Source organism: Ottowia thiooxydans (assembly GCF_040548795.1).
GTDB classification, from domain to species: Bacteria; Pseudomonadota; Gammaproteobacteria; order Burkholderiales; family Burkholderiaceae_C; genus Ottowia; species Ottowia thiooxydans_A.
Genome location: NZ_JBEPSH010000002.1, coordinates 278029 through 298139, shown reverse-complemented (window position 1 = coordinate 298139; position 20111 = coordinate 278029). Strand labels below are relative to the sequence as shown.

Sequence of the window (20111 nt, the reverse complement as noted above, 5' to 3'; positions counted from 1 at the left end):
TTGGCTCAGGAGTCGCAGGGGTGATGGCAGGGGCCTGCCGTCGGGCGGGAGAGGTCGGTGGCGTGATTCTCGAGCTCATGGGCATCCAGGAAAACTTCACCGCTTTCCACCTTTACCGAAAAGCACGGCGTCGCGCCTTCGTCAGGAGCGGTGGCGTGTCCGTCAGTTAACTGAATCGTCCAGTTATGCAATGGGCACGCTACGCTGTTACCGAACACAAGCCCTTGCGACAAGGGGCCTCCTTTGTGCGGGCAGCGATCAAGCAATGCGTGGATGCTGCCTGCGCTGGTGCGGAACAAGGCCACATCAAGCCCATGCTCGCGCGCGACGCGGCGTGCGCCCAACTCAGGGATCTCATCGGAGCGGCAAATGGGTATCCATTGAGTCATGATCTAGGCCTCTTGTGCAACGGTGGAGGTTGGGATGGATGCGGCGGTGGGCACGGAGAGGGGGACGAACTGGCGCTGGTCCACGCCCGCCTTGTCAAATTCGAACCAGGGATCGGGCTCTCCATCCAGTGCGTACTGCAGTTGTGCCCACAATGCCTTGCGGCCTTCAGCGTCATCGAGGATTCGCTGCTTGACGTAGGCCAGGCCGACGCGGTTCACGTAGTGCACTGTGCGTTCCAGGTACCAAGCCTCCAAGCGGTAGAGCTGCATGAATGCACCGGTGTATTCGATCACTTCCTCAGCGGTCTTTAACTTCACGAAAAACTGAGCCACCTCGGTTTTGATACCTCCGTTGCCAGCAATGTGCATTTCCCAGCCGCTGTCGACACCAATCACGCCGACGTCCTTGATGCCGCTTTCAGCGCAGTTGCGCGGACAGCCGCTGACGGCGAACTTCACCTTGTGGGGTGCATGCATGCCGACGAACGCGTGCTCAAGATCCTTGCCCAGTTGGGTGCTGTCTTGCGTTCCCATGCGGCACCACTCGCTGCCCACGCAGGTTTTCACGGTGCGCAGGGCTTTGGCGTAGGCGTGCCCGCTGGGCATGCCAATGTCGCGCCATACCGCCTGCAGATCTTCTTTCTTCACACCTAGCAGGTCGATGCGCTGGCCTCCGGTGACTTTCACTGTGGGAATCTTGTATTTGTCCACTGCATCGGCAATACGCCGAAGTTCCGACGCCGTGGTTTCACCGCCCCACATGCGAGGTACCACGCTGTACGTGCCGTCTTTCTGAATGTTGGCGTGGCTGCGTTCGTTGATCAGGCGGCTTTGCGGGTCATCCTGAGCTTCCTTGGGCCAGGTGCTCAGCAGGTAATAGTTAAGGGCAGGGCGGCAGGTGGCACATCCATTGGGCGTGCGCCATTCCATGAAGTGCTGGACCTGCCCGATGCTGAGCAAGTGGTTCTTGCTGATCGCATCGCGTACGGCCTGGTGTCCGTGGTCAGTGCAGCCGCACAGAGGTTTGGTCTTGGGGGTAGCCGAGAAGTCTCCGCCCGCTGTGAACATGATGATCTGCTCGACCAAGCCGGTGCATGAACCGCAACTGGCGCTGGCCTTGGTGTGCTTGCGCACCTCATCGAGTGTGAACAGGCCTTTTTCCTGAATGGCCTTGCAGATGGCGCCCTTGGTGACGCCGTTGCAGCCGCAAACCTCATCGCTGTCTTGCATGGCAGCGGCTTTACTGTGGCCTTCGTGCCCGGCATCGCCGATGTTGGATTCTCCAAACATGAGCTTGTCGCGAATGTCCTTGACGGCGCGGCCTTCGCGCAGGAGCTTGAAGTACCAGCCGCCGTCTACGGTGTCGCCGTAAAGGCAGGCGCCTACGAGTTTGTCGTCCTTGAGCACCAGCTTCTTGTACACGCCTGCGAAGGGGTCGCTGAGCACGATCTCTTCTGTGTCGGCACCGCCTTGAAAGTTGCCTGCGCTGAACAGATCAATGCCTGTGACCTTGAGCTTGGTGGAGGTCAAAGAGCCCTGATAACGGCCGATGCCGAACTCAGCCAGGTGGTTGGCCAGCACCTTGCCCTGTTCGAACAAGGGTGCGACCAGACCATAGGCAATGCCACGGTGCGCAGCGCATTCCCCTACGGCGTAAATGCGCGCGTCGGTGGTTGTTTGCAGTGTGTCGCTCACGACGATGCCGCGATGGACGTGCAGATTCATTTTCTCGGCCAGCGCGGTATTGGGGCGTATGCCCACAGCCATCACCACCAACTGGGCAGCCACCTCACTGCCATCCTTGAACTTGACTGCGCGAACACGGCCACCTTGGCCACCTTCGTTGTCGCCAAGCAGTTCCTGAGTCTGCGCGCTCATCAGAAACTGCATACCGCGCTCTACCAGCGAGCTTTGCAGCATTCTGCCGGCGACATCGTCCAGCTGGCGCTCCATCAGCCACTCGCCTGCGTGCACTACGGTGACTTTCATGCCGCGCTTCATCAAGCCGTTGGCGGCCTCCAGTCCGAGCAAGCCGCCGCCAATGACTACGGCGCTCTCGTATTTTGTGGCCGCATCGATCATGGCCTGCGTGTCTGCGATATCGCGATAAGCCAGTACGCCTTCCAGGTCTTTGCCAGGAATCGGCAGCATGAACGGGTTGGAGCCGGTGGCAAGGATCAATCGGTCGTATTCGGCGCTCACGCCATTGTCGGCGTGCACCACGCGCTGCCTGCGATCCACGTCGCTCACCACGCTGCCGGTGTGCAGCTTGATGCCGTTTTGTTCATACCATGCCCAGTCGTTGAGCACAATTTCGTCCAGGGTCTGCTCGCCCGCCAAGACAGGGGACAGCAAAATCCGGTTGTAGTTGGGGTGAGGCTCTGCGCCAAATACGGTGATGTCGTACAGATCGGGAGCGATCTTGAGCAACTCTTCCAGCGTGCGTACGCCAGCCATCCCGTTGCCTACCATGACGAGTCTGGGTTTTTTCATCGTGGACTCCTTGTGATTCAAAGCAAAAAGGCGTCTTCATGGAGCGTGGAGATGCCACCGCTCATGAAAGACGCCTTTGTCTGGTGCAGCGCGCCATTGCGCCACACCCGTGCCACGTATCAAGCAATCACCGTGCCAAACGATATGCACAGAGTTGGTGCATTCTGTAGGCCGCCTGGCAAAGTCGCCTCGGCATGGGAATTGCACAGAATGAGCATGACCTCCGCTTTGCATTTCCTGCAACTTGCTCGCCAGTGCGAAATTACCGAGCTGGAATTTCTCCAGCGCACGAGCGCGCTTGTCGACATCCTTGGCCGGTTGATCCACGCGCTGCAAAAGGAACGCGGGTTGAGCATGGTCTATTTGACTGGCCGCGCAGACCCCGAAGCCTTACTAACCCAGATCAAGGAGTGCGAGCCACTGGCCAACAAGGCGCGAGCAGGTTTTGATGACTTGCATATTCCCACGCAAGGGGCCCGCTTACTCAGCCGTATCGCTTACGTGCTTCAGGGACTGGACGCTTTGCCGGACCTTCGAGACCGCATTCAATCCCGGCAGAAAACCCCTGAGGCAGCTGTTGGTGCTTTCACCAAGCTGGTCACAGGTTTGCTTGCCGTGGTGTTTGAAGCCGCAGACGGTGCTGCTGACCCTGATATTTCGCGCCTGCTGGTGGCGCTGTTTCACTTCATGCAAGGCAAGGAACTCGCCGGTCAGGAGCGCGCAGCCGGAGTGGCTGCCTTTGGTGCGGGCGGCGAGCAACGTCAGCAGCACTGGTTACATCTCATCGAGGCGCAAGAAAGGTGCTTCCAGGTTTTTTCAGAGTTCGCGCCACCCACCTTGCTGCTCCAGTGGCGGGGAGAGGACGCTACCTTGGAACGCCTGCGCCGCGTCGGCTGTACGCTTGCTGTGAACATCGAGTCCGGCGCCGATCTGCGCCAGACCTGGTTTGATGTGGCAACAAGTCGCATGGATGCATTGCACACCATAGAAACCCAGCTAGCGGCGGAAGTTCTCTCTCAATGTGAGTCCCGGATTGCGCAAGCGCGCCAGCCTCTACCCGATGCAGATGTCGACGCCGATTTTTTCGACAGCTCTCCCGCGCCCGCTGCAAGTTTGGGGCCGCAGTTGAACCGATCGGTACTTGAACTCGTGCAGGACCAGTCGCAGCGCCTGCAAGCCATGCAGGCCGAGCTTGAAACCACGCGAGCGGCACTGCACGAACGCAAGCTGGTGGAACGCGCCAAGGGTCTGCTGATGGCCAGGCGGCAACTTACAGAGAGCGACGCGCACAAGCTGCTTCGACAAACGGCCATGAACCAAGGGCGCAAGTTGTCAGAGGTCGCGGAGGCGGTGCTGGCCATGGCTGATTTGCTCCCGCCTGCACCGCATTGAGTCTTTTTTGCTGCACTGCAGCACCAGGCTGGTGCGGCATGACCCATCCATGGTCTTGATGGGCGTGTGGGGTGCGGTTCCGGTGACACCAAAACTTGGCTGAAAAGCCGGCTGACGCAAGCCCTCATGGGCTTTCAAAAATCTCGCAACAACACTCTGTGCAGCCGTGATGGGCTCTCAGACAAAAAGCTTTCTGACACGGCGTTTTTGCACCGAATGTTCCGTGTGCAAAGCGGGCTGGCACGCTTCATGCACTCACCTCTGGCAGCAAAGTCCTTCCAATGGCGGAGGGGCGTTAGCAGACAACGGTGTCCTCCTCTACTTGCACGCGCGGATAGAGGCCGGACGCCGTTTTTGTTTTTACGTTCCAAGGAGTTCACATGTCGCCCTCTCAGATTCAACGTCGCGATTTCATTGGCCTCGCTGCGGGCGCAGCACTCAGCGTGAGTGGCGGAGCCTGGGCTGCAGGATCGGACAAGCCCGAAAAAGAAGAGGTGAAGATCGGCTTTATCCCGCTCACCGATTGCGCGAGCGTGGTCATGGCCTCTGTATTGGGCCTGGACAAGAAGTACGGCGTGAAGATTGTTCTCAGCAAGGAAGCCAGCTGGGCCGGTGTGCGCGACAAACTGGTCAACGGTGAGCTGGATATGGCGCATGTGCTCTACGGCTTGATCTACGGTGTGCACCTGGGCGTGAGCGGGCCCAAGAAGGACATGGCAGTGCTCATGGGCCTCAATCACAACGGACAGGCCATCACACTGTCGAAGGCCTTGGCTGACAAGGGTGCGGTAGACGGCCCTTCGCTGGCCGCGCTCATGGCCAAGGAAAAGCGCGAATACACCTTCGCAGGCACCTTCCCTACCGGCACCCACGCCATGTGGATGCACTACTGGCTGGCGGCTGCAGGTATCAACCCCTTGTCAGGTGCCAAGCTCATCACCGTGCCGCCGCCTCAAATGGTGGCCAACATGCGCGTAGGCAACATGGACGGTTTCTGCGTGGGAGAGCCGTGGAACCAGCGCGCCATCATGGATGGCATTGGTGTGACGGCCAATACTACGCAGGAGATCTGGAAAGACCACCCTGAGAAAGTGTTGGGCACTACGGCCGATTTCATGAAGAAGTATCCCAACACTACGCGCGCGGTCATGATGGCTGTGATCGAAGCCGGGCAGTGGATAGATGCCAATCTTTCGAACAAGATGAAGATGGCCGAGACCATTGCGGGAAAGGCGTACGTCAACACCAGTGTGGACGCCATCAACCAGCGGATCCTGGGTCGTTACCAGAACGGACGTGGCAAAAGCTGGGACGATGCCAATCACATGAAGTTCTTCAACGACGGCCTGGTGAACTTCCCATTCCTGTCCGACGGTATGTGGTTCCTTACCCAGCACAAGCGTTGGGGTTTGATCAAGCAGCACCCTGACTATCTGGCCGTGGCCAAGCAGGTGAACCAGGTGGACCTGTACCGATCCGTAGCCAGCGCCATGAAGATCAGCGTCCCCAAAGACGTGATGCGCACCAGCAAACTTATCGACGGTGTGGTGTGGGACGGAAAAGACCCTGCCAAGTACGCCGACGGTTTCAAGATAAAGGCCTGACCATGACCACCAGCGAACTCACCTCAGCTTTTCCTGGCGCTAACTCACCTGCCTTATCGCACGAACCCAAACGCTCTGTCGAACAAGCCAAACATGAGCCTGCGCAGAGCAGGCCCGGCCCGGCCGCTGAAGTCTCCACCAATGTCGCCAGTCGCGATAGTGCCGCAGCGGCAGACCTTGCCAAGCCTGTCGTTGCCGTCGGTAGCGCATCCATGCAGGGGGGAGGGCGCTTGAGTGCCATGATGGGACGATGGCTCATGGCCATCATTGCGCCTGCTTGCGGACTCGCATTGCTGATACTGGTGTGGGCCGTCGTATCGTCGGTCACTGGAAATACCATACCCGGACCCCTGGAGACCGGGCAGCAGGCCGTGGAGGTGTTCCGCGATCCGTTCTATCACAATGGGCCAAACGACCAAGGCGTGGGCTGGAACGTGCTGGCCTCACTGCAGAGGGTGGCGATAGGTTTTGGATTGGCCGCCTTGGTGGGCATTCCTGCCGGTTTCGTCATTGGCAGGTTTGACTTCCTTTCGCGAATGTTCAACCCACTGATCAGCCTGCTCAGGCCGGTGTCGCCGCTTGCTTGGTTGCCCATTGGTTTGCTGGTGTTCAAAGGTGCGAACCCGGCAGCCATCTGGACCATCTTCATCTGCTCCATCTGGCCCATGATCATCAACACGGCAGTCGGTGTGCAGCGCGTGCCGCAGGATTACATGAACGTGGCCCGTGTGCTCAACCTGAGCGAATGGAAGATCGCCACCACGGTCCTGTTCCCTGCAGTTCTGCCCTATATGTTGACTGGCGTGCGGTTGGCTGTAGGCACAGCATGGTTGGTCATCGTCGCCGCCGAGATGCTGACCGGTGGTGTAGGCATTGGCTTCTGGGTGTGGGACGAGTGGAACAATTTGAATGTGAAGAACATCATCGTCGCCATCTTCGTGATTGGCATCGTGGGGTTAGTGCTTGAAATGGCGCTGGTCAAGATCGCTACTGCATTTACGTTTGAAGAGGTGAAGTCATGAGTGATGCCAAATTCATTGAAGTCCAAGGCGTGGAGCAAACCTTCAAAACGGCCAAGGGCTTGTTCCCTGCGCTGCGCAACATTGACCTCTGCATTGCAAAAGGGGAGTTCGTGGCGCTCATCGGCCACTCAGGTTGCGGCAAGAGCACCTTGCTGAATTTGATCGCAGGCCTGACAACACCTACCTCGGGCGTCCTGCTGTGCGCCAACAAGGAAATCAGGGGCCCTGGTCCTGATCGCGCAGTGGTGTTTCAAAACCATTCACTGCTGCCATGGCTGACATGCGAAGGCAACGTCTATCTTGCAGTGGAGCGGGTGTTCGGGTCCAAGGAAACCAAGGCGAAATTGAAGGAGCGGACAGCTGCCGCGCTGGACATGGTGGGCCTCAGTCACGCGGCGCACAAGCGGCCTGGCGAGATTTCCGGAGGCATGAAGCAGCGCGTAGGCATTGCGCGTGCTTTGTCCATGGAGCCCCAAGTGCTGTTGATGGACGAGCCCTTCGGAGCACTCGATGCACTGACACGCGCCAAGCTGCAGGACGAGCTGCTGGAAATCGTCGCTCGCACCCGTAGCACCGTGGTCATGGTCACCCACGACGTGGACGAAGCCGTGCTCTTGTCAGACAAGATTGTGATGATGACCAATGGCCCCGCCGCTACCATAGGCGAGGTGCTGCATGTCGACATCAAGCGCCCTCGCAAGCGCGTAGAGCTTGCGGAAGACCCGCGCTACTTGCAAGCGCGCAAGGCGGTCATTGATTTTCTCTACACCCGGCAAGGGCATGTGGAGAGGGCGGCTTAAGCTGTCAGGATGGTGGCCATGGCGAGATTGGGGAGCAGGGCATTGCTGTTGCCAATAACCTCATCCTGTGATGACGCAATGTTGGCGGCCATCACGACAGCGGACTAATGAGATCGGGTTGCGCTCAGGTGCTGCTGGTGGGCTGATGAATATTCTGTTTGACAGAACATCATTCTTTCAGACAAAATATCTTCCATTCTTTTAGAGAAGCGCGTCGGCGCATTGCGCGCCCGATTTTCTTGTCGTGCTTTCTATTTTTTGAATCGGAAGAACCATGAGCGTTGCAAGAGGCGGGCATGTCCGCGCCAATGGCATCCGTCAGCATTACCTGCATTTTCCTGGCCAAGGCAGGCCGCTGGTGATCGTGCCAGGGATCGTGAGCCCAGCTATTCTTTGGACACATGTGGGTGAGTCGCTAGCGCCACGTTATGACTGCTATGTGCTGGACGTGCGTGGACGCGGGCTTTCAGAATCCGGGCCGCATCTGGATTACGGCGTGGCGGCTTGCGCGCAAGATGTGGCGGCCTTTCTTCAGGTGCTCGGATTGACCGCTCCTCTGCTCATGGGGCATTCCATGGGCGCGCGCATTTCCTTGCGTGCCGCTGCGCTTGCACCTGAGCTGGTTCACGCGCTGATCTTGCTGGACCCTCCTACCAGCGGACCCGGACGACGTCCGTATCCGATTCCCCTTGCACGGACACTTTCGCTTCTGCGCGCGGCACACCAGGGCGAAGCTGCGCAGGCGCTCAGCGCGAGCACGGCCGCGCCTTGGCCAGAAGCGTTGCAGCGCTTGCGGGCCGAGTGGCTCGCTACCTGCGACGAGCGTGCGGCCTACGCAGCGAGTTCTGATTTCCATGAGCAGGATATGTTCGCCGATCTGGCGCGCACCACGATGCCTGTGTCCCTGATCTGCGCGGGAGAGGGTGGCGTGGTCTCGGACGCGGACGTCGAAGAGATGCGGCGTCTCAGGCCTGATCTTCACGCCGTCCGGCTGGCGGGTGCTGGACACCAGATGCAAGCTGAAAATTTTGACATCTTCAGCAGCGTGCTGGAGACAACCCTCAAGCACCACGCCTGAGCGTGTCACATGGACACGTTCCAAGAAGGAGAGCCCATTGAAAATCGATGCTGAAATGCTGGAAGTCTTTACGCGAGAGTTGACGTTGTGTCGCGTGAAGTCAGGTGAAACGGTTGTCGTATTGACGGCCGATGATGAGTGGCAGGATCATGCGCAAGCCTTCATGGCGGCAGCCGAGAGACTGGGTGCCAGCACCTTCAATTTGAATGTGCGCCGCGCGCAAGCCAATGCGGTTGGCGTGCAGGGCCGACACCCCCTGGTGGGCAACACGCTGGCATTGAATACGCTCAAATCGGCCAGCATGGTGATCGATATGGTGGGCCTGCTGTTTTCTCGCGAGCAAGCAGAGATCCAGGCCGCGGGTGCGCGTGTCTTGCGCGTGATGGAGCCTTTTCACGTCCTCAAGCAGATGTTCCCTACCGAAGATCTGGCTCGCCGCGTCGAGTACGCCAAAGGCTTGCTGGAGAAAGCGGGCCGCATGCGGATCACATCAGACGCGGGCACGGACGTGACCTACAAGCTGGGCCAGTATCCCGTGATCTCAGAGTACGGCTATACGCACGAGGCGGGCAGGTGGGATCATTTTCCTTCGGGCTTTGCGTTCACTCAGGGAGACGATGGCGGCGTCGAAGGCCGGGTGGTGCTACAGCCGGGCGATATTCTTTGTGCGTTCAAGCAGTATGTTCAGTCACCCATCACGCTAGAGATTCGTCAAGGCATGGTGGTGGAAATTACGGGCGAGGGCACAGACGCGGAGCTGATCAAAAGCTATATCGACAGCTTCAATGATCCGCGGGCTTACGCTATTTCTCACATTGGCTGGGGGTTGAATGAGAAGGCACGCTGGTTCCAGTTTTCCGTGACTCGCCAGTTGGCGCAAGAGCACGTGATGAACGCTCTATCTTTCTACGGGAATGTGCTGTTCTCACTGGGCCCCAATCTTGAACTCGGTGGCACGAACGACACGGCCTGCCATCTCGATCTGCCCATGCGCCGCTGCAATCTTTGGCTCGATGACGTGCAGATTCTGCGTGAAGGTGATGTGGTTCACCCCGAGATGCGTGTGGAAGTCTCACCCTGACGTAAGCCTCCGGGACCAAGCTCTGGAAGGCCCCGAAGGCCTGACAGCCGGAGCCGAATGCTCGCCTTCTAAGGTGGCGACAGCGCTGTGAGTGAGTCTGCGCGGTCCAGTATGGACGAATCACCGCCCAGGCGCCGCGTCAACTCTGCAGCAGCCTTCAGCAGTGCTTGCGACATGGTCGGGACCAGATCGAGTGAGAAGCGCACCGCTGGCCCGGAAATCGCCAGCGCGCCGCGCAGGCTGCCTTGCGGCCCGAAAACCGGAGCTGCGATGGCAGCTATGTCGGGTTCACGCTCACCTACCGTCGCGATGAGCGGCTGAGTAGGGAAGTTGGCAGGGTCTGTCAGCGTGCGATCGAAGTTGGCGAGGACCCGGCCAGCTGCGCCCTTGTCCAACGGAAGCAGGTCGCCGGTATGAACGTGATCCCGAATTGAGCGCGAGGAATCCACGCGAAACAGGCACACGCGCAGCGTTCCTTCACGGGTGAAGAAGGACGCTCCCTCGCCCGTTTCCTGGACCAAGCGGCGCAGGATGGGCGGAACGTGGTCGTCCAGGCGCAAGGCCGCCTGGTAGAGGCCACCCCAATGCAACAGCATGGACCCCAACTGATAGCTGCCATCGCCCAGCCGCACGATGCAGTGTTCCTGCACCAATGTGGTGATGAGCCTAAGGATGGTGCTCTTGTACATGCCCGTGCGTCTTGCGATCTCGTTGAGAGGCAGTGAAGCATCTCCCGGCCGAAACGCATTGAGTATGGCGAACGCACGCTCTACAGCGGCGACTCCTCCTCCTGGCTTCTGATCGTTCTCTGGTTCCTGGGGCATGAATAAATTGCGAAAAAACTGCTTGACATTGTATCGTGCCGTTGTACAGAATGTAATTCTCGTAGACGGAACGCTATTCCCTCTGACGAAATGTCCCCGGTTTTCACGTCTCAACCTCTTTTGGAGTTGCTGCAATGTCGAAATGGAAGAAATTCTTAATGGTGGTCTGTGGTGCCAGCCTGGCCGTAGCTTCAGCGGGGGTGCAGGCGCAGGCCTACCCCAGCAAAGCAATCACCGTGGTGGCGCCGTATCCACCCGGTGGTGCCACAGATCTCTATGCGCGCTCCGTTGCCAACGGTCTGGCCGAATGGGGCCAACCGACGGTGGTGGATAACAAGGCAGGCGCCTCCGGAATCATCGGTGCGGAGTTCGTTTCTCGCCAAGCTGCAGATGGCTACAACCTGCTGATCGGCGCGTCGTCCATGTTTTCCATCCTGCCTCAGTTGAACGACAGGATGAAAGCCGTGGCACAACGTGTGGAGCCCATTTCACTGCTGGGCTTGAACCCGTCGTATGTGGTCGTGCCCATCACCCTGCCAGTCAACACCATTGGGGAATTGATTGCCTATCTCAAGGCTAATCCAGGCAAGTTCGGCTATGCGTCTGCCGGCATAGGCACATCGCAACATGTGTTCATGGAGCTCTTCAAACAGCGTGCGAACGTCGATGTGTTCGCCGTGCAGTACAAGGGCAGTGGTCCCATGGTGGTAGATCTGATTGCGGGCCGTACTGTGATGGCCATCGAGCAAGGCCCAGCCGTACTGGGTCAGATCAAGGCGGGCAAGCTCAAAGCGCTGGCTGTGACCACGGCCAAACGTTCGCAAGCTTTGCCTGATGTGCCCACGCTGTCTGAAACAGCATTGCCGGGTTTCGAAGCAGTCACATGGTTCGCTTTGTATGCACCTGCAGGAACGCCCAAGGCCGTGGTGGCCAAGATGGTGCCGCAGATCGCCAAGACCATGGCCTCGGCCGAAGTGAAAGAGCGTCTGAACGCCGTAGGTGTAGAGCCCATCTCCAGCAGTCCTGAGGAGGTCAACAAGCGCCAGTCTGCAGAAACCGCCATGTGGAGGGACGTGATCGCACGCGCCAACATTACGCTCTCAGAGTGACCCACTGAACCTTTCACCCATGCACACTCCCACGCATCTGCCGCTCCATGAGGAGCCGCGCGCCGACTATCTGCAAAAGGTGACCGGCGCAGCGACCTATGCGAGCGACGTAGAAGTACCTGACATGCTGCACGGGAAGATCTTGCGCAGCACCGTACCTCATGCTCGTATCCGAAGCATAGACGTCAGTGCCGCGTTGGCCATGCCGGGTGTCGTCGCGGTGCTGACGGGCAGCGACATGAAGGATCTGCCAGGCAACTCAGTACGTTGGGGCTTGTCCTTGCGTGATCGGCCCGTGATCGCGATAGACAAGGTGCGTTATGTAGGCGATCCGGTCGCCGCGGTGGCGGCGATAGACGAAGCCACTGCTGAAGAGGCGCTTGACGCCATCATGGTGGACTACGAGCCGCTGTCCTTCGCGACCACCGCCAAGGAGGCCATGGCCGAAGGCGCCGCACTGGTTCATGAGGACATGGTCAAGTTAAAGGACTTCTATTTCCGTGGTGAAGCATCACCCGTGGAAGGAACCAATATCTTCCAGAGCTGGCAGTACGCATCGGGAGATGTCGACCAGGCGTACGCCAGTGCCGCTCGTATATTTGAAGACACTTTTACTTTCCCCATGGTGTTTCATTTCGCCATGGAGCCGCATGTATGCCTGGCGCACTGGAAGCCGGGCTCGCTCGAGATCTGGAGCGGAGGACAGACTCCCACGGCGATTCAACGCGTGTGCTCCGAGATTCTGGGTGTTCCCCTTGCTTGCGTGCGCGTGCATTCGCCGTATGTAGGCGGGGGGTTTGGCGGCAAAGCGTCGGTGAAGATTGATCCACTGGTGGCCGCGCTGTCCTGGAAAGCACGTGCTCCCGTGCGGGTCTGCCTGTCGATAGCAGAATCCATGTTGACCTGCCGCAGGCTGGATGCTGAAGTCTCACTGAAGACCGCCGTCGACGCGGATGGCCGAATCATCGCGAAATCTGTGCGCGCTGTACTCAACGGTGGCGCCTATGCTGATACCGGCCCAGCGATTGCCATCAAAGCTGCGATCCGCGCGATTGGCCCGTACCACATACCCAATCTCAAACTGGAAGCCATTGGCGTCTACACCAATACGGTGCCAGGAGCCGCGTTCCGGTCTATCGGTGGCCCGCAGGCCGTTTGGGCAACTGAATCACAGATGGACATCATGGCGGCAGCTTTGGGCCGCGATCCGATTGAATTCCGCATGGCCAACATGGCAGACAAGGGCCAGACCATCAAGCCAGACTTGCGTCCACTCGATGTGGATATGCGCAACTCGCTGAATCAGGCGCTGCAAGCACTGGACAAACTGCCAGAGCCTGAGCACACACACCGTCTGGGCCGCGGTGTAGCGGTGGGCGTGAGTGATCCCGGCATCGTTCCCGTGGGCGGAGCTATCGTGCGGCTGCGCGCGGACGGTTCGGTGAATGTGTCCGCCAATACGGTGGAGATTGGCCAGGGCAACCGGGGCGTATTGCGGATCATTGCCGCCAAGGCACTGCGCCAACCTGTGCGCATGATTGCCGTTGCGGAGCCAGATACCTTGCAGGCCCCCTACGACTGGGGAACGGGCGCGAGCCGGTCCACGGTGATCATTGGCTTGGCCGTGCAGATGGCCTGCGATGACATTGTTCGACAAGTCACCGAGACCGCGGCCGAGCTGCTGGGCGGATCTGCGCAGGACTACCGGCTGGAAGAGGGCAGGGTGGAAGGGCCGGGGGAGTCGGTGACCATCATTGAACTCTTGACCCGTCTTAACGGCATGGCAGCGGGCGAGTTCCTGGGCGTTGGCCGCATCAACTCGGCAACAAAGAATGGGGACTTCAAGTTGGCGCCGTTGTTCTGGGAAACGGGTGCCCAAGCCTGCGAGATTGAAGTGGATGAAGGCACAGGCGCTATACGCGTGCTGCGGGTTGGGGGCGCCGCCGATCTGGGCCATGTGATCAACCGCAAAGCTGCTGAAGGGCAGGACGAAGGGGCGATGGTCATGGGGATGGGTCACGCCCTGACTGAAGAATACATCTACGAAGATGGCCAGATCGTCAATGGAACGCTCTTCGACTACAAGGTTCCGACGATGGAAGACGCCCCGCAACATGTGGGCACCGTCCTCATAGAAAGCGGTGACGGACCAGGCCCCTTCGGCGCCCGTGGTGGCGGAGAAGGCGCCATTTTGCCAATTGCACCGGCTATCGCCAATGCCCTCTACCAGGGGTGGGGTGTACGCATCAAAGAGCTGCCGCTGACGCCAGAACGCGTATGGCGAGCATTGCAAGCCGCCAAGAACGAACGTCGCTAGGAGACAACCATGGATTTCAAGATAGACGCTACATTGCCAGCCACGGCCGCTCAGCTCTGGGCAATCTTCTTCGACGTGCAAAGAGTCGCAGGGCTGATCCCCGGTTGCGAGAACGTCACGGAAGTGGAGCCGCTCAAGGAGTTTTCTGCCGTCATGAAGCAGAAGATCGGGCCTTTCAAACTGGAAGTGCCCACGCGCATCGTGCTGGAATCTCACACGCTTGAAAAGCAGGTGGAGCTCAGCGCGACGGGGCGAGACAAGTTCACCGGCACCACCATTGACGTGCGCATGAAGGTGGACCTGGAGGAGCAGAGCAAGGCAGGCACTCCTGCGTGCAGGCTCGGCGTGGACGCTCAGATGGTGGTCGCAGGCAGACTTGCGGCGCTTGGCTATCCGGTGGTGAAAAAGCGCTCTGAGGAGTTGTTCGCCGAGTTTGAGAAGCGACTTCGCGACGAGCTGGCGCAGTTCGGTACTTCCCCGGCTGTCACGTCTTCCCCGCAGGCCGGTGCGTCCTTACCCGCATCAACCCCTCGTACAACCAAACCTGCGGCCAGTGCGCCATCTGTCTTGCCCGTGGCAAGCGCATCTGCCACATCGAATGCGGGAGCTGCGTCGGGCGTGTCTGAAACCGTGAAATCCCGCCCACGTCGCGTGGAGCTGGTTCTGGTCTGGCCGCGCGTAGGAGTGAGTGTGGCGGTTGGGTTTGCGGTCGCGCATGTCGCCTGGATACTTGGGCAAGCTGACTGGTGGTGGCTGGTGGCACCGATGCTCGGCGTGGCAGCAGGCCTTGGCCAACGAGAAGACTGATGCGCCCCGCACGATTCGAGCTGCATCGCCCTACGAGCCTGGAGGACGCGCTTGCGTTCAAGGCCGTCTACGCAGATGAGGCCACATTCCACGCTGGCGGTACCGAACTCCTGGTAGCGCTCAAGGCACGCGTGCTGCACTACGAACACGTGATTGACCTTAAACAAGTGCCTGAGTTGCGGAGCATTCATACGCGTGAAGACGGCACTCTGGTCATTGGTGCCTTGTCATCGCATCACACCATTGCTCGCGACCCACTGGTGTGTCGCTTGCTGCCTGGCTATGCCGAACTCAGTGACAACGTGGCCAATATTCGTGTGCGCGTGGCCGGAACCCTAGGTGGCGTGCTTTGCTTTGCTGAGCCGCATGCAGATGCGCCCACCATGCTCTGTGCGTTGGATGCACGCATGGTCTTGGCCAGCCCTGAGCGTACGCGCACGGTGCCCTCACGCGAATTCCATTTGAGTGAATTCACCACCGCGCGGGAAGAGAATGAAATCCTGGTGGCTATTGAAGTGCCCCCGCAATCAGGTGGCACGCGTTCGGCCTATCGCTGCTTTGGCCATACCGAGCGTCCTGCAGTCGGCGTGGCTGCGGTGTGGTCTTCCGACGGCCCCAAGCGTCTCAGCCTTTGGACCGGTGCCATTACCAGCACCCCGCAGCGTTTGAGTGCCACGGAAGATGCCGCGAACGCGCTCAAGCCTGATTTGACTTTTCAGGAGGTCTGGACACGACTAGCGCCTGTGCTGGCAGCAGAAGCAGCCTCCATTGAGGCGCATGACGACCTTCACGGTGGTGCCGACTACAAGCGCCATCTGGTCAGCGTGCTGGCGCAGCGAGCGATGGAGGCATGCTGGTGAAAAGGCTCCCCCCTGAGGCGCTAACGCGCCATCCCCCTTGGGGGGACGCAGCCAGCGGCCTGGCAAAGCCAGCTCCGCGGCAGCCCGCGCTTGGCTTGCTCCGCAGCCATTTGATTTTCGCTCCCTTTCGCGCCGCGGGAGATGTGATCAAGCTCACGCCTGAGGCGCTTAGGCGCCGTCCCTTGAGCGGTACGCAGCCAGCGGCCTGGCAAAGCCAGCTCCGCGGCAGCCCGCGCTTGGCTTGCTCCGCAGACCTTTTGAGTTTTCTTGCGCTTCATTCACTACACATGACGCGCAGTGGGATGGGGAAAGAATATGAATGAAACTCCTTACGAAATTCCGCTGATGCGTGTGGACATGACGCTCAATGGACGGGGCGAGTCGGTCGAGATCGAGCCGCGCGAGATGCTGATCGATGTGCTGCGTGAGCGCCTGCGTCTTAAGGGTACCAAGCGCTCTTGCGATGTTCAGGTCTGCGGCGCTTGCACTGTGCTGGTCGATGGCATGCCAGTATCCAGCTGCACTACGCTGTGCGCGGATGTCGAAGGACGAAACGTCACCACGATTGAAGGCCTGGCTGATGGCACGCGGCTTGACCCCGTGCAGCGCGTCTTCATCGCACATGGCGCACTTCAATGTGGTTTCTGCACTCCAGGAATGATCCTCGCCGTCAAATCACTGCTGGCTGTGGAGCCCAAGCCGTCGGAAGCCACAGTGCGCCACTACCTGCGCGGCAACATCTGCCGCTGTACCGGCTACGTCAAGATCATCGAGGCCATTCTCGATCTCGCTCAAAACCCAGAACGCTATCAATCGGAGCAAAAATGACAGACAAGGAAAAGCCAGGCCAAAGCCTGCACGTGATCATCGCCGGTGCCGGCATGGGCGGACTCACATTGGCCGCCGCTTTGCTTAAAAAGGGGATTGATGTCGATATTTATGAGACATCGCCTGAGTTGCGCGAAGTGGGAGCAGGTCTGTGGATTTCTGCCAATGGCAGCAGAGTTCTTGCAGACTTGGGCCTGAAGGAGGCCGTCGAAGCCATCAATTTGCCGCCTCAAGATCGCGTGGTCCGATTCTGGAAGACGGGTGAAGAACATTCGGTCTACAACCGGGACGGGCAAGCCTCCAAAGCGGATCATACTTTGATCCAGGTCCTGCGATCAGAGCTTCAACGCGTGCTGTATGAAGCCGTGATTGCCCTGAAGCCCGATGCCGTTCATTTTGGCGTGCGTACGATAGGCGCAGAGACGCTCAATGGGAGGGCGCGGCTGCTGCTGGATGACGGCAAGGTCGTGGAGGGTGATGTCGTGGTGGGGTGTGACGGCGCGCATTCGCGTGTCCGACAGTCGCTGTTTGGAGCGGCGCCAGCACGCTACACGGGTGCCAACGCCTGGCGCGGGCTGGCGCCGATGTCGCGCCTGAAGCCTCAGCATCAAAAGGCACTGGCCTCTACCTGGATTGGCCCCACCGCCCATGTGACGACCTACCCAGTGCAACGTGACGGTGAGCAGTTTGTCAGTTTTTCTGCGCAGGTCGACAGCGAGCAATGGCAGGCTGAGTCATGGTCAGAACGCGGAGAGCTTGCGGATGCCCTCAAGGATTTTGAGGGTTGGAACCAGGACATCCTCGACCTCTTCATGCAGTCGGAAAACCTTTTTCGCTGGGGCTTGTTCGTCCGGGATCCGCTCGAAGCCTGGTCCAAGGGGCGCGCCACCCTGGTGGGGGATGCCTGCCATTCGATGACGCCTTATCTGGGAATGGGCGTGAACGTGACCATGGAAGACGCCTACGTATTGGCACGTTGCCTGGAGGATTCTCCCGAAGACGTGGAAGGTGCCCTGCGGCGCTATGACGCTGCGCGGATTGAACGCGCCAACCTGACCAAGGCCAAGTCGCTGGAGATGCTGCATATTTTCCATAGCCCGGAGCTTGAGCGCATTGAAACGGCACGCCCCTACATTCAGCAGCAGTGGTCGGCTCAGGCGGTGCGTGATCGCTACGACTGGCTTTTGTCGTACGACGCGACCAAGGTGGAGATTTGAAGATGGCCGCAATAGCACCCAAAGCCCGTCCGTGGGACGGCATCATCCCAGCTGAAGAGCTGGCAATTTATCGTCAGGCGGGCTGGGGTTCACCCACTGGAATTGGCAGCAAGCCGGCTCTGCTCATCATCGATGTGCAATACCGCTCCATGGGTGACAAGCCCTTGCCTATCCAGGAGGCCATCCTCACCATGCCGACCAGCTGTGGTGAGTATGGCTGGCGAGCAGTACCGCATATTGCCCGCCTCATAGAGGTGTTCCGAGTAATCAAGGCGCCCATTCTCTATCCGCATGTGGCACCCAAGGGGGCCCATGACCGAGGGCAGTTTGAGAACAAGGTTCCCGGAGTGATGGACGTACCGCAGCACGCATATGAGTTCGTGGCCGAGGTCGCCCCCAAACCCGGCGACATCCTGATTCCCAAGTTCCAGGCCAGTGCGTTCCATGGCACGGCACTCACCAGTTATTTGGTCGGGTTAGGTATCGATACTCTGGTGGTCACAGGATGCACGACCAGCGGTTGTGTTCGTGCCACGGTAGTCGATGCCTGCGCGCTCAACTTCAAGGTGGTTGTGCCTCAAGATGCTGTCTACGACCGCTCGCAAACGTCGCACGCAGTCAATCTGTTCGACATTGCCAGCAAATATGCGGACGTGCTGCCGGCCGATGAACTGGCCGATGCACTTCTCGGCCAGGTCGCGCATTCTTGAGACGTGCTAGGGCCGTTACCTTAGATTGAAAAACGGCCCATGAAGTGCTCCTATCGCTACGGCACCATGGAGCCTGGCCGAGGACTCACGGTGTCTTTCAAGCGCTAGCTCCGCCGCTGCCGCATGCCCCGCATGCGCCGCATCGCCAATGCGGCAAGCGCAGAAGACAGTAGCATGAGCGCCCACTGTGCCAGCGTTGGAACTGGTGTTGGTTGCGCAGGCGTTACTGGCGGGGCCAAAGTAAAGCTCATACGCACCATGCCTGGTTGGCCCGCCTGGCCACCAGCGCCCCCGCTGCCTGCGCCTGCCGCCGGGCCGCCTGCATTGCCGCCGTTCGTGCCTGCTCCGTTCGCACCGGCAAAGGCCTCGCCTGAGCAAGCTGCAATCGCCAATGGGCCGATCAAGGTTTGTCCATCGGCACCCGGGTTTCCGGGAATGCCAGGATTTCCGGGAATGCCCTGCGGACCATCAGGATAGCCCGGTGACCCTTGACCCCCTGGGCCCCCGGCACCGGCGGGACCTGCAAGTCCAGCCTCGCCCCCAAGGCCTGCAACGGTGCCGTTCCCTCCGGGGCCACCATTTCCGCCATTCCCGCCGTCCCCACCTTGACCCCCTGTTGATCCTTCGCCGACGGATGTGCCGTCCCAAGGGCCTCCAGAATCGCCATCGTTCCCATTGCCGGCGTTGCCACCTGCTCCGCCTTGGCCTCCTGCAGCCCCGGCTCCGCCACCTCCTCCATGAGCTCCGCCATTGCCAGGGCCTCCCGCACCCCCGGCACCTCCGGTGCCGCCAGTGCTTGCGGTGGCACCTAGCCCTGGCGCTCCTCGTGCTGGACTGTAGAAATTAAAATCGACCGTAGTGCCTCCGCCGCCACCGCCCCCGTTGGCGGTCACTCCGGCCACGCCTGGACCAGTAACCGCAGACAAACCACCACCTGTACTGAAGGTTCCAGGTTTGGTTGAATCCACGGTGTTGGCCACGCCAGCGTTTCCTCCCGCTGCAACCTGAACCATCAAGGTGCTGCCGGCAGTCACCGCTACGGTTGCTTTGCAATAGGAGCCTCCGCCGCCGCCACTGCCTCCGCTGGGAATTCCGTTCCAAAGGTCGTTTGACCCGCCACCGCCGCCGCCGCCCCAGGCCTCAATCGTCATACTCGTCACACCAACTGGTACTGTGCAACTGCCTGCAGCGTTGACCCCGTTAACGCAATCAGCGGCCATGGCGTGGCCTGCTGCGCAGAGAGATATTGCGGCGCCAGCTCGTACGAAGTGACGGAGTTTCATTCGAAGTTCCTTGAATGTATTTGGCCGATTCAACAGACGGGGTTGGAACGTGAGCGTGAATTCGACCATGTGGTCCAGGCCTTCGTACACCCCTTGCATCTTCGATAGCACGGGGAAGTGTGAGAAATACCTCAGGAACTGTCCGGTTCGAAAAATGGGTGTTTTGTTTATTTTAATTATCTTTGTTAATTTTATTTTTTGATCAGGAGTCAGATCAATTGCAAAATTCAAACGTTTATCTAAGCGCGCCGTTTAAACAGCTCCAACACTAGTGCAGTGAGCAGATAAATCGGCTGT

The 20111-nt window shown here is 59.4% G+C and carries 17 protein-coding genes; 13 read left to right on the top strand and 4 right to left on the bottom strand.

Annotation, left to right across the window (positions count from 1 at the left end; all coding sequences use genetic code 11):
- Window positions 1-5: 5 nt before the first annotated feature.
- Window positions 6-389: a nitrite reductase small subunit NirD gene (gene nirD / locus ABIE13_RS04985; RefSeq protein ID WP_354441706.1), complete on the bottom strand. Its 384-nt coding sequence runs from the start codon at window positions 387-389 to the stop codon at window positions 6-8.
- Between the two features lie 3 nt (window positions 390-392).
- The gene (gene nirB, locus ABIE13_RS04980; protein WP_354441705.1) at window positions 393-2882 is read right to left on the bottom strand and encodes a nitrite reductase large subunit NirB; all 2490 of its coding nucleotides are present in this window, start codon (window positions 2880-2882) and stop codon (window positions 393-395) included.
- 216 nt (window positions 2883-3098) lie between these two features.
- Between nirB and ABIE13_RS04975 the strand changes: the two genes are divergently transcribed.
- From ABIE13_RS04975 to ABIE13_RS04950, 6 genes are all read left to right on the top strand, one after another.
- Window positions 3099-4274 (top strand): nitrate- and nitrite sensing domain-containing protein, encoded by a 1176-nt coding sequence (locus tag ABIE13_RS04975; protein ID WP_354441703.1) that lies wholly within the window; start codon window positions 3099-3101, stop codon window positions 4272-4274.
- A gap of 380 nt (window positions 4275-4654) precedes the next feature.
- Entirely contained in the window at window positions 4655-5878 is a 1224-nt protein-coding gene (locus tag ABIE13_RS04970) for a CmpA/NrtA family ABC transporter substrate-binding protein (protein WP_354441701.1), read from the top strand.
- A 257-nt stretch (window positions 5879-6135) separates the two neighbouring features.
- The gene (ntrB, locus tag ABIE13_RS04965; protein WP_436278379.1) at window positions 6136-6900 is read left to right on the top strand and encodes a nitrate ABC transporter permease; all 765 of its coding nucleotides are present in this window, start codon (window positions 6136-6138) and stop codon (window positions 6898-6900) included.
- Window positions 6897-7700, top strand: a complete 804-nt coding sequence (locus tag ABIE13_RS04960) for an ABC transporter ATP-binding protein (protein ID WP_354441698.1) — start codon at window positions 6897-6899, stop codon at window positions 7698-7700. The genes ntrB and ABIE13_RS04960 overlap by 4 nt, the downstream gene beginning before the upstream one ends.
- 274 nt (window positions 7701-7974) lie before the next feature.
- A complete protein-coding gene (locus tag ABIE13_RS04955) occupies window positions 7975-8778 on the top strand; it encodes an alpha/beta fold hydrolase (RefSeq protein WP_354441696.1) in 804 nt (267 codons plus the stop codon).
- 37 nt (window positions 8779-8815) lie between these two features.
- A complete protein-coding gene (locus ABIE13_RS04950; protein WP_354441695.1) occupies window positions 8816-9859 on the top strand; it encodes a leucyl aminopeptidase in 1044 nt (347 codons plus the stop codon).
- A gap of 68 nt (window positions 9860-9927) precedes the next feature.
- Here the strand turns inward: ABIE13_RS04950 and ABIE13_RS04945 are convergent, their stop codons facing one another.
- A complete protein-coding gene (locus ABIE13_RS04945; protein ID WP_354441694.1) occupies window positions 9928-10683 on the bottom strand; it encodes an IclR family transcriptional regulator in 756 nt (251 codons plus the stop codon).
- A 134-nt stretch (window positions 10684-10817) separates the two neighbouring features.
- Between ABIE13_RS04945 and ABIE13_RS04940 the strand changes: the two genes are divergently transcribed.
- The 7 genes from ABIE13_RS04940 (at window position 10818) to ABIE13_RS04910 (ending at window position 18531) form a co-directional block, all read left to right on the top strand.
- Entirely contained in the window at window positions 10818-11792 is a 975-nt protein-coding gene (locus ABIE13_RS04940; RefSeq protein WP_354441693.1) for a Bug family tripartite tricarboxylate transporter substrate binding protein, read from the top strand.
- Between the two features lie 19 nt (window positions 11793-11811).
- Window positions 11812-14109 (top strand): xanthine dehydrogenase family protein molybdopterin-binding subunit, encoded by a 2298-nt coding sequence (locus ABIE13_RS04935; RefSeq protein ID WP_354441692.1) that lies wholly within the window; start codon window positions 11812-11814, stop codon window positions 14107-14109.
- 9 nt (window positions 14110-14118) lie between these two features.
- Complete coding sequence (locus tag ABIE13_RS04930) at window positions 14119-14916, top strand: CoxG family protein (protein WP_354441689.1); 798 nt, start codon at window positions 14119-14121, stop codon at window positions 14914-14916.
- Entirely contained in the window at window positions 14916-15776 is an 861-nt protein-coding gene (locus ABIE13_RS04925) for an FAD binding domain-containing protein (RefSeq protein WP_354441688.1), read from the top strand. Before ABIE13_RS04930 ends, ABIE13_RS04925 begins: the two co-directional genes overlap by 1 nt.
- Before the next feature lie 315 nt (window positions 15777-16091).
- The gene (locus ABIE13_RS04920) at window positions 16092-16604 is read left to right on the top strand and encodes a (2Fe-2S)-binding protein (RefSeq protein WP_354441686.1); all 513 of its coding nucleotides are present in this window, start codon (window positions 16092-16094) and stop codon (window positions 16602-16604) included.
- A complete protein-coding gene (locus ABIE13_RS04915) occupies window positions 16601-17821 on the top strand; it encodes an FAD-dependent monooxygenase (RefSeq protein WP_354441685.1) in 1221 nt (406 codons plus the stop codon). The genes ABIE13_RS04920 and ABIE13_RS04915 overlap by 4 nt, the downstream gene beginning before the upstream one ends.
- Window positions 17822-17823: 2 nt before the next feature.
- Window positions 17824-18531 (top strand): isochorismatase family protein, encoded by a 708-nt coding sequence (locus ABIE13_RS04910; RefSeq protein ID WP_354441684.1) that lies wholly within the window; start codon window positions 17824-17826, stop codon window positions 18529-18531.
- 104 nt (window positions 18532-18635) lie between these two features.
- Here the strand turns inward: ABIE13_RS04910 and ABIE13_RS04905 are convergent, their stop codons facing one another.
- The gene (locus ABIE13_RS04905; RefSeq protein WP_354441682.1) at window positions 18636-19814 is read right to left on the bottom strand and encodes an IPTL-CTERM sorting domain-containing protein; all 1179 of its coding nucleotides are present in this window, start codon (window positions 19812-19814) and stop codon (window positions 18636-18638) included.
- Between the last annotated feature and the right edge of the window lie 297 nt (window positions 19815-20111).

What these genes read in the sequence shown, in the direction of transcription:
- ABIE13_RS04910 (WP_354441684.1), top strand. Translation starts at nt 17,824, where the DNA reads ATGGCCGCAATAGCACCCAAAGCCCGTCCGTGGGACGGCATCATCCCA.
- ABIE13_RS04915 (WP_354441685.1), top strand. Translation starts at nt 16,601, where the DNA reads ATGACAGACAAGGAAAAGCCAGGCCAAAGCCTGCACGTGATCATCGCC.
- ABIE13_RS04940 (WP_354441693.1), top strand. Translation starts at nt 10,818, where the DNA reads ATGTCGAAATGGAAGAAATTCTTAATGGTGGTCTGTGGTGCCAGCCTG.
- nirD (WP_354441706.1), bottom strand. Translation starts at nt 389, where the DNA reads ATGACTCAATGGATACCCATTTGCCGCTCCGATGAGATCCCTGAGTTG.
- nirB (WP_354441705.1), bottom strand. Translation starts at nt 2,882, where the DNA reads ATGAAAAAACCCAGACTCGTCATGGTAGGCAACGGGATGGCTGGCGTA.
- ABIE13_RS04975 (WP_354441703.1), top strand. Translation starts at nt 3,099, where the DNA reads ATGACCTCCGCTTTGCATTTCCTGCAACTTGCTCGCCAGTGCGAAATT.
- ABIE13_RS04955 (WP_354441696.1), top strand. Translation starts at nt 7,975, where the DNA reads ATGAGCGTTGCAAGAGGCGGGCATGTCCGCGCCAATGGCATCCGTCAG.
- ABIE13_RS04905 (WP_354441682.1), bottom strand. Translation starts at nt 19,814, where the DNA reads ATGAAACTCCGTCACTTCGTACGAGCTGGCGCCGCAATATCTCTCTGC.
- ABIE13_RS04945 (WP_354441694.1), bottom strand. Translation starts at nt 10,683, where the DNA reads ATGCCCCAGGAACCAGAGAACGATCAGAAGCCAGGAGGAGGAGTCGCC.
- ABIE13_RS04960 (WP_354441698.1), top strand. Translation starts at nt 6,897, where the DNA reads ATGAGTGATGCCAAATTCATTGAAGTCCAAGGCGTGGAGCAAACCTTC.
- ABIE13_RS04970 (WP_354441701.1), top strand. Translation starts at nt 4,655, where the DNA reads ATGTCGCCCTCTCAGATTCAACGTCGCGATTTCATTGGCCTCGCTGCG.
- ABIE13_RS04925 (WP_354441688.1), top strand. Translation starts at nt 14,916, where the DNA reads ATGCGCCCCGCACGATTCGAGCTGCATCGCCCTACGAGCCTGGAGGAC.
- ntrB (WP_436278379.1), top strand. Translation starts at nt 6,136, where the DNA reads ATGGCCATCATTGCGCCTGCTTGCGGACTCGCATTGCTGATACTGGTG.
- ABIE13_RS04935 (WP_354441692.1), top strand. Translation starts at nt 11,812, where the DNA reads ATGCACACTCCCACGCATCTGCCGCTCCATGAGGAGCCGCGCGCCGAC.
- ABIE13_RS04920 (WP_354441686.1), top strand. Translation starts at nt 16,092, where the DNA reads ATGAATGAAACTCCTTACGAAATTCCGCTGATGCGTGTGGACATGACG.
- ABIE13_RS04930 (WP_354441689.1), top strand. Translation starts at nt 14,119, where the DNA reads ATGGATTTCAAGATAGACGCTACATTGCCAGCCACGGCCGCTCAGCTC.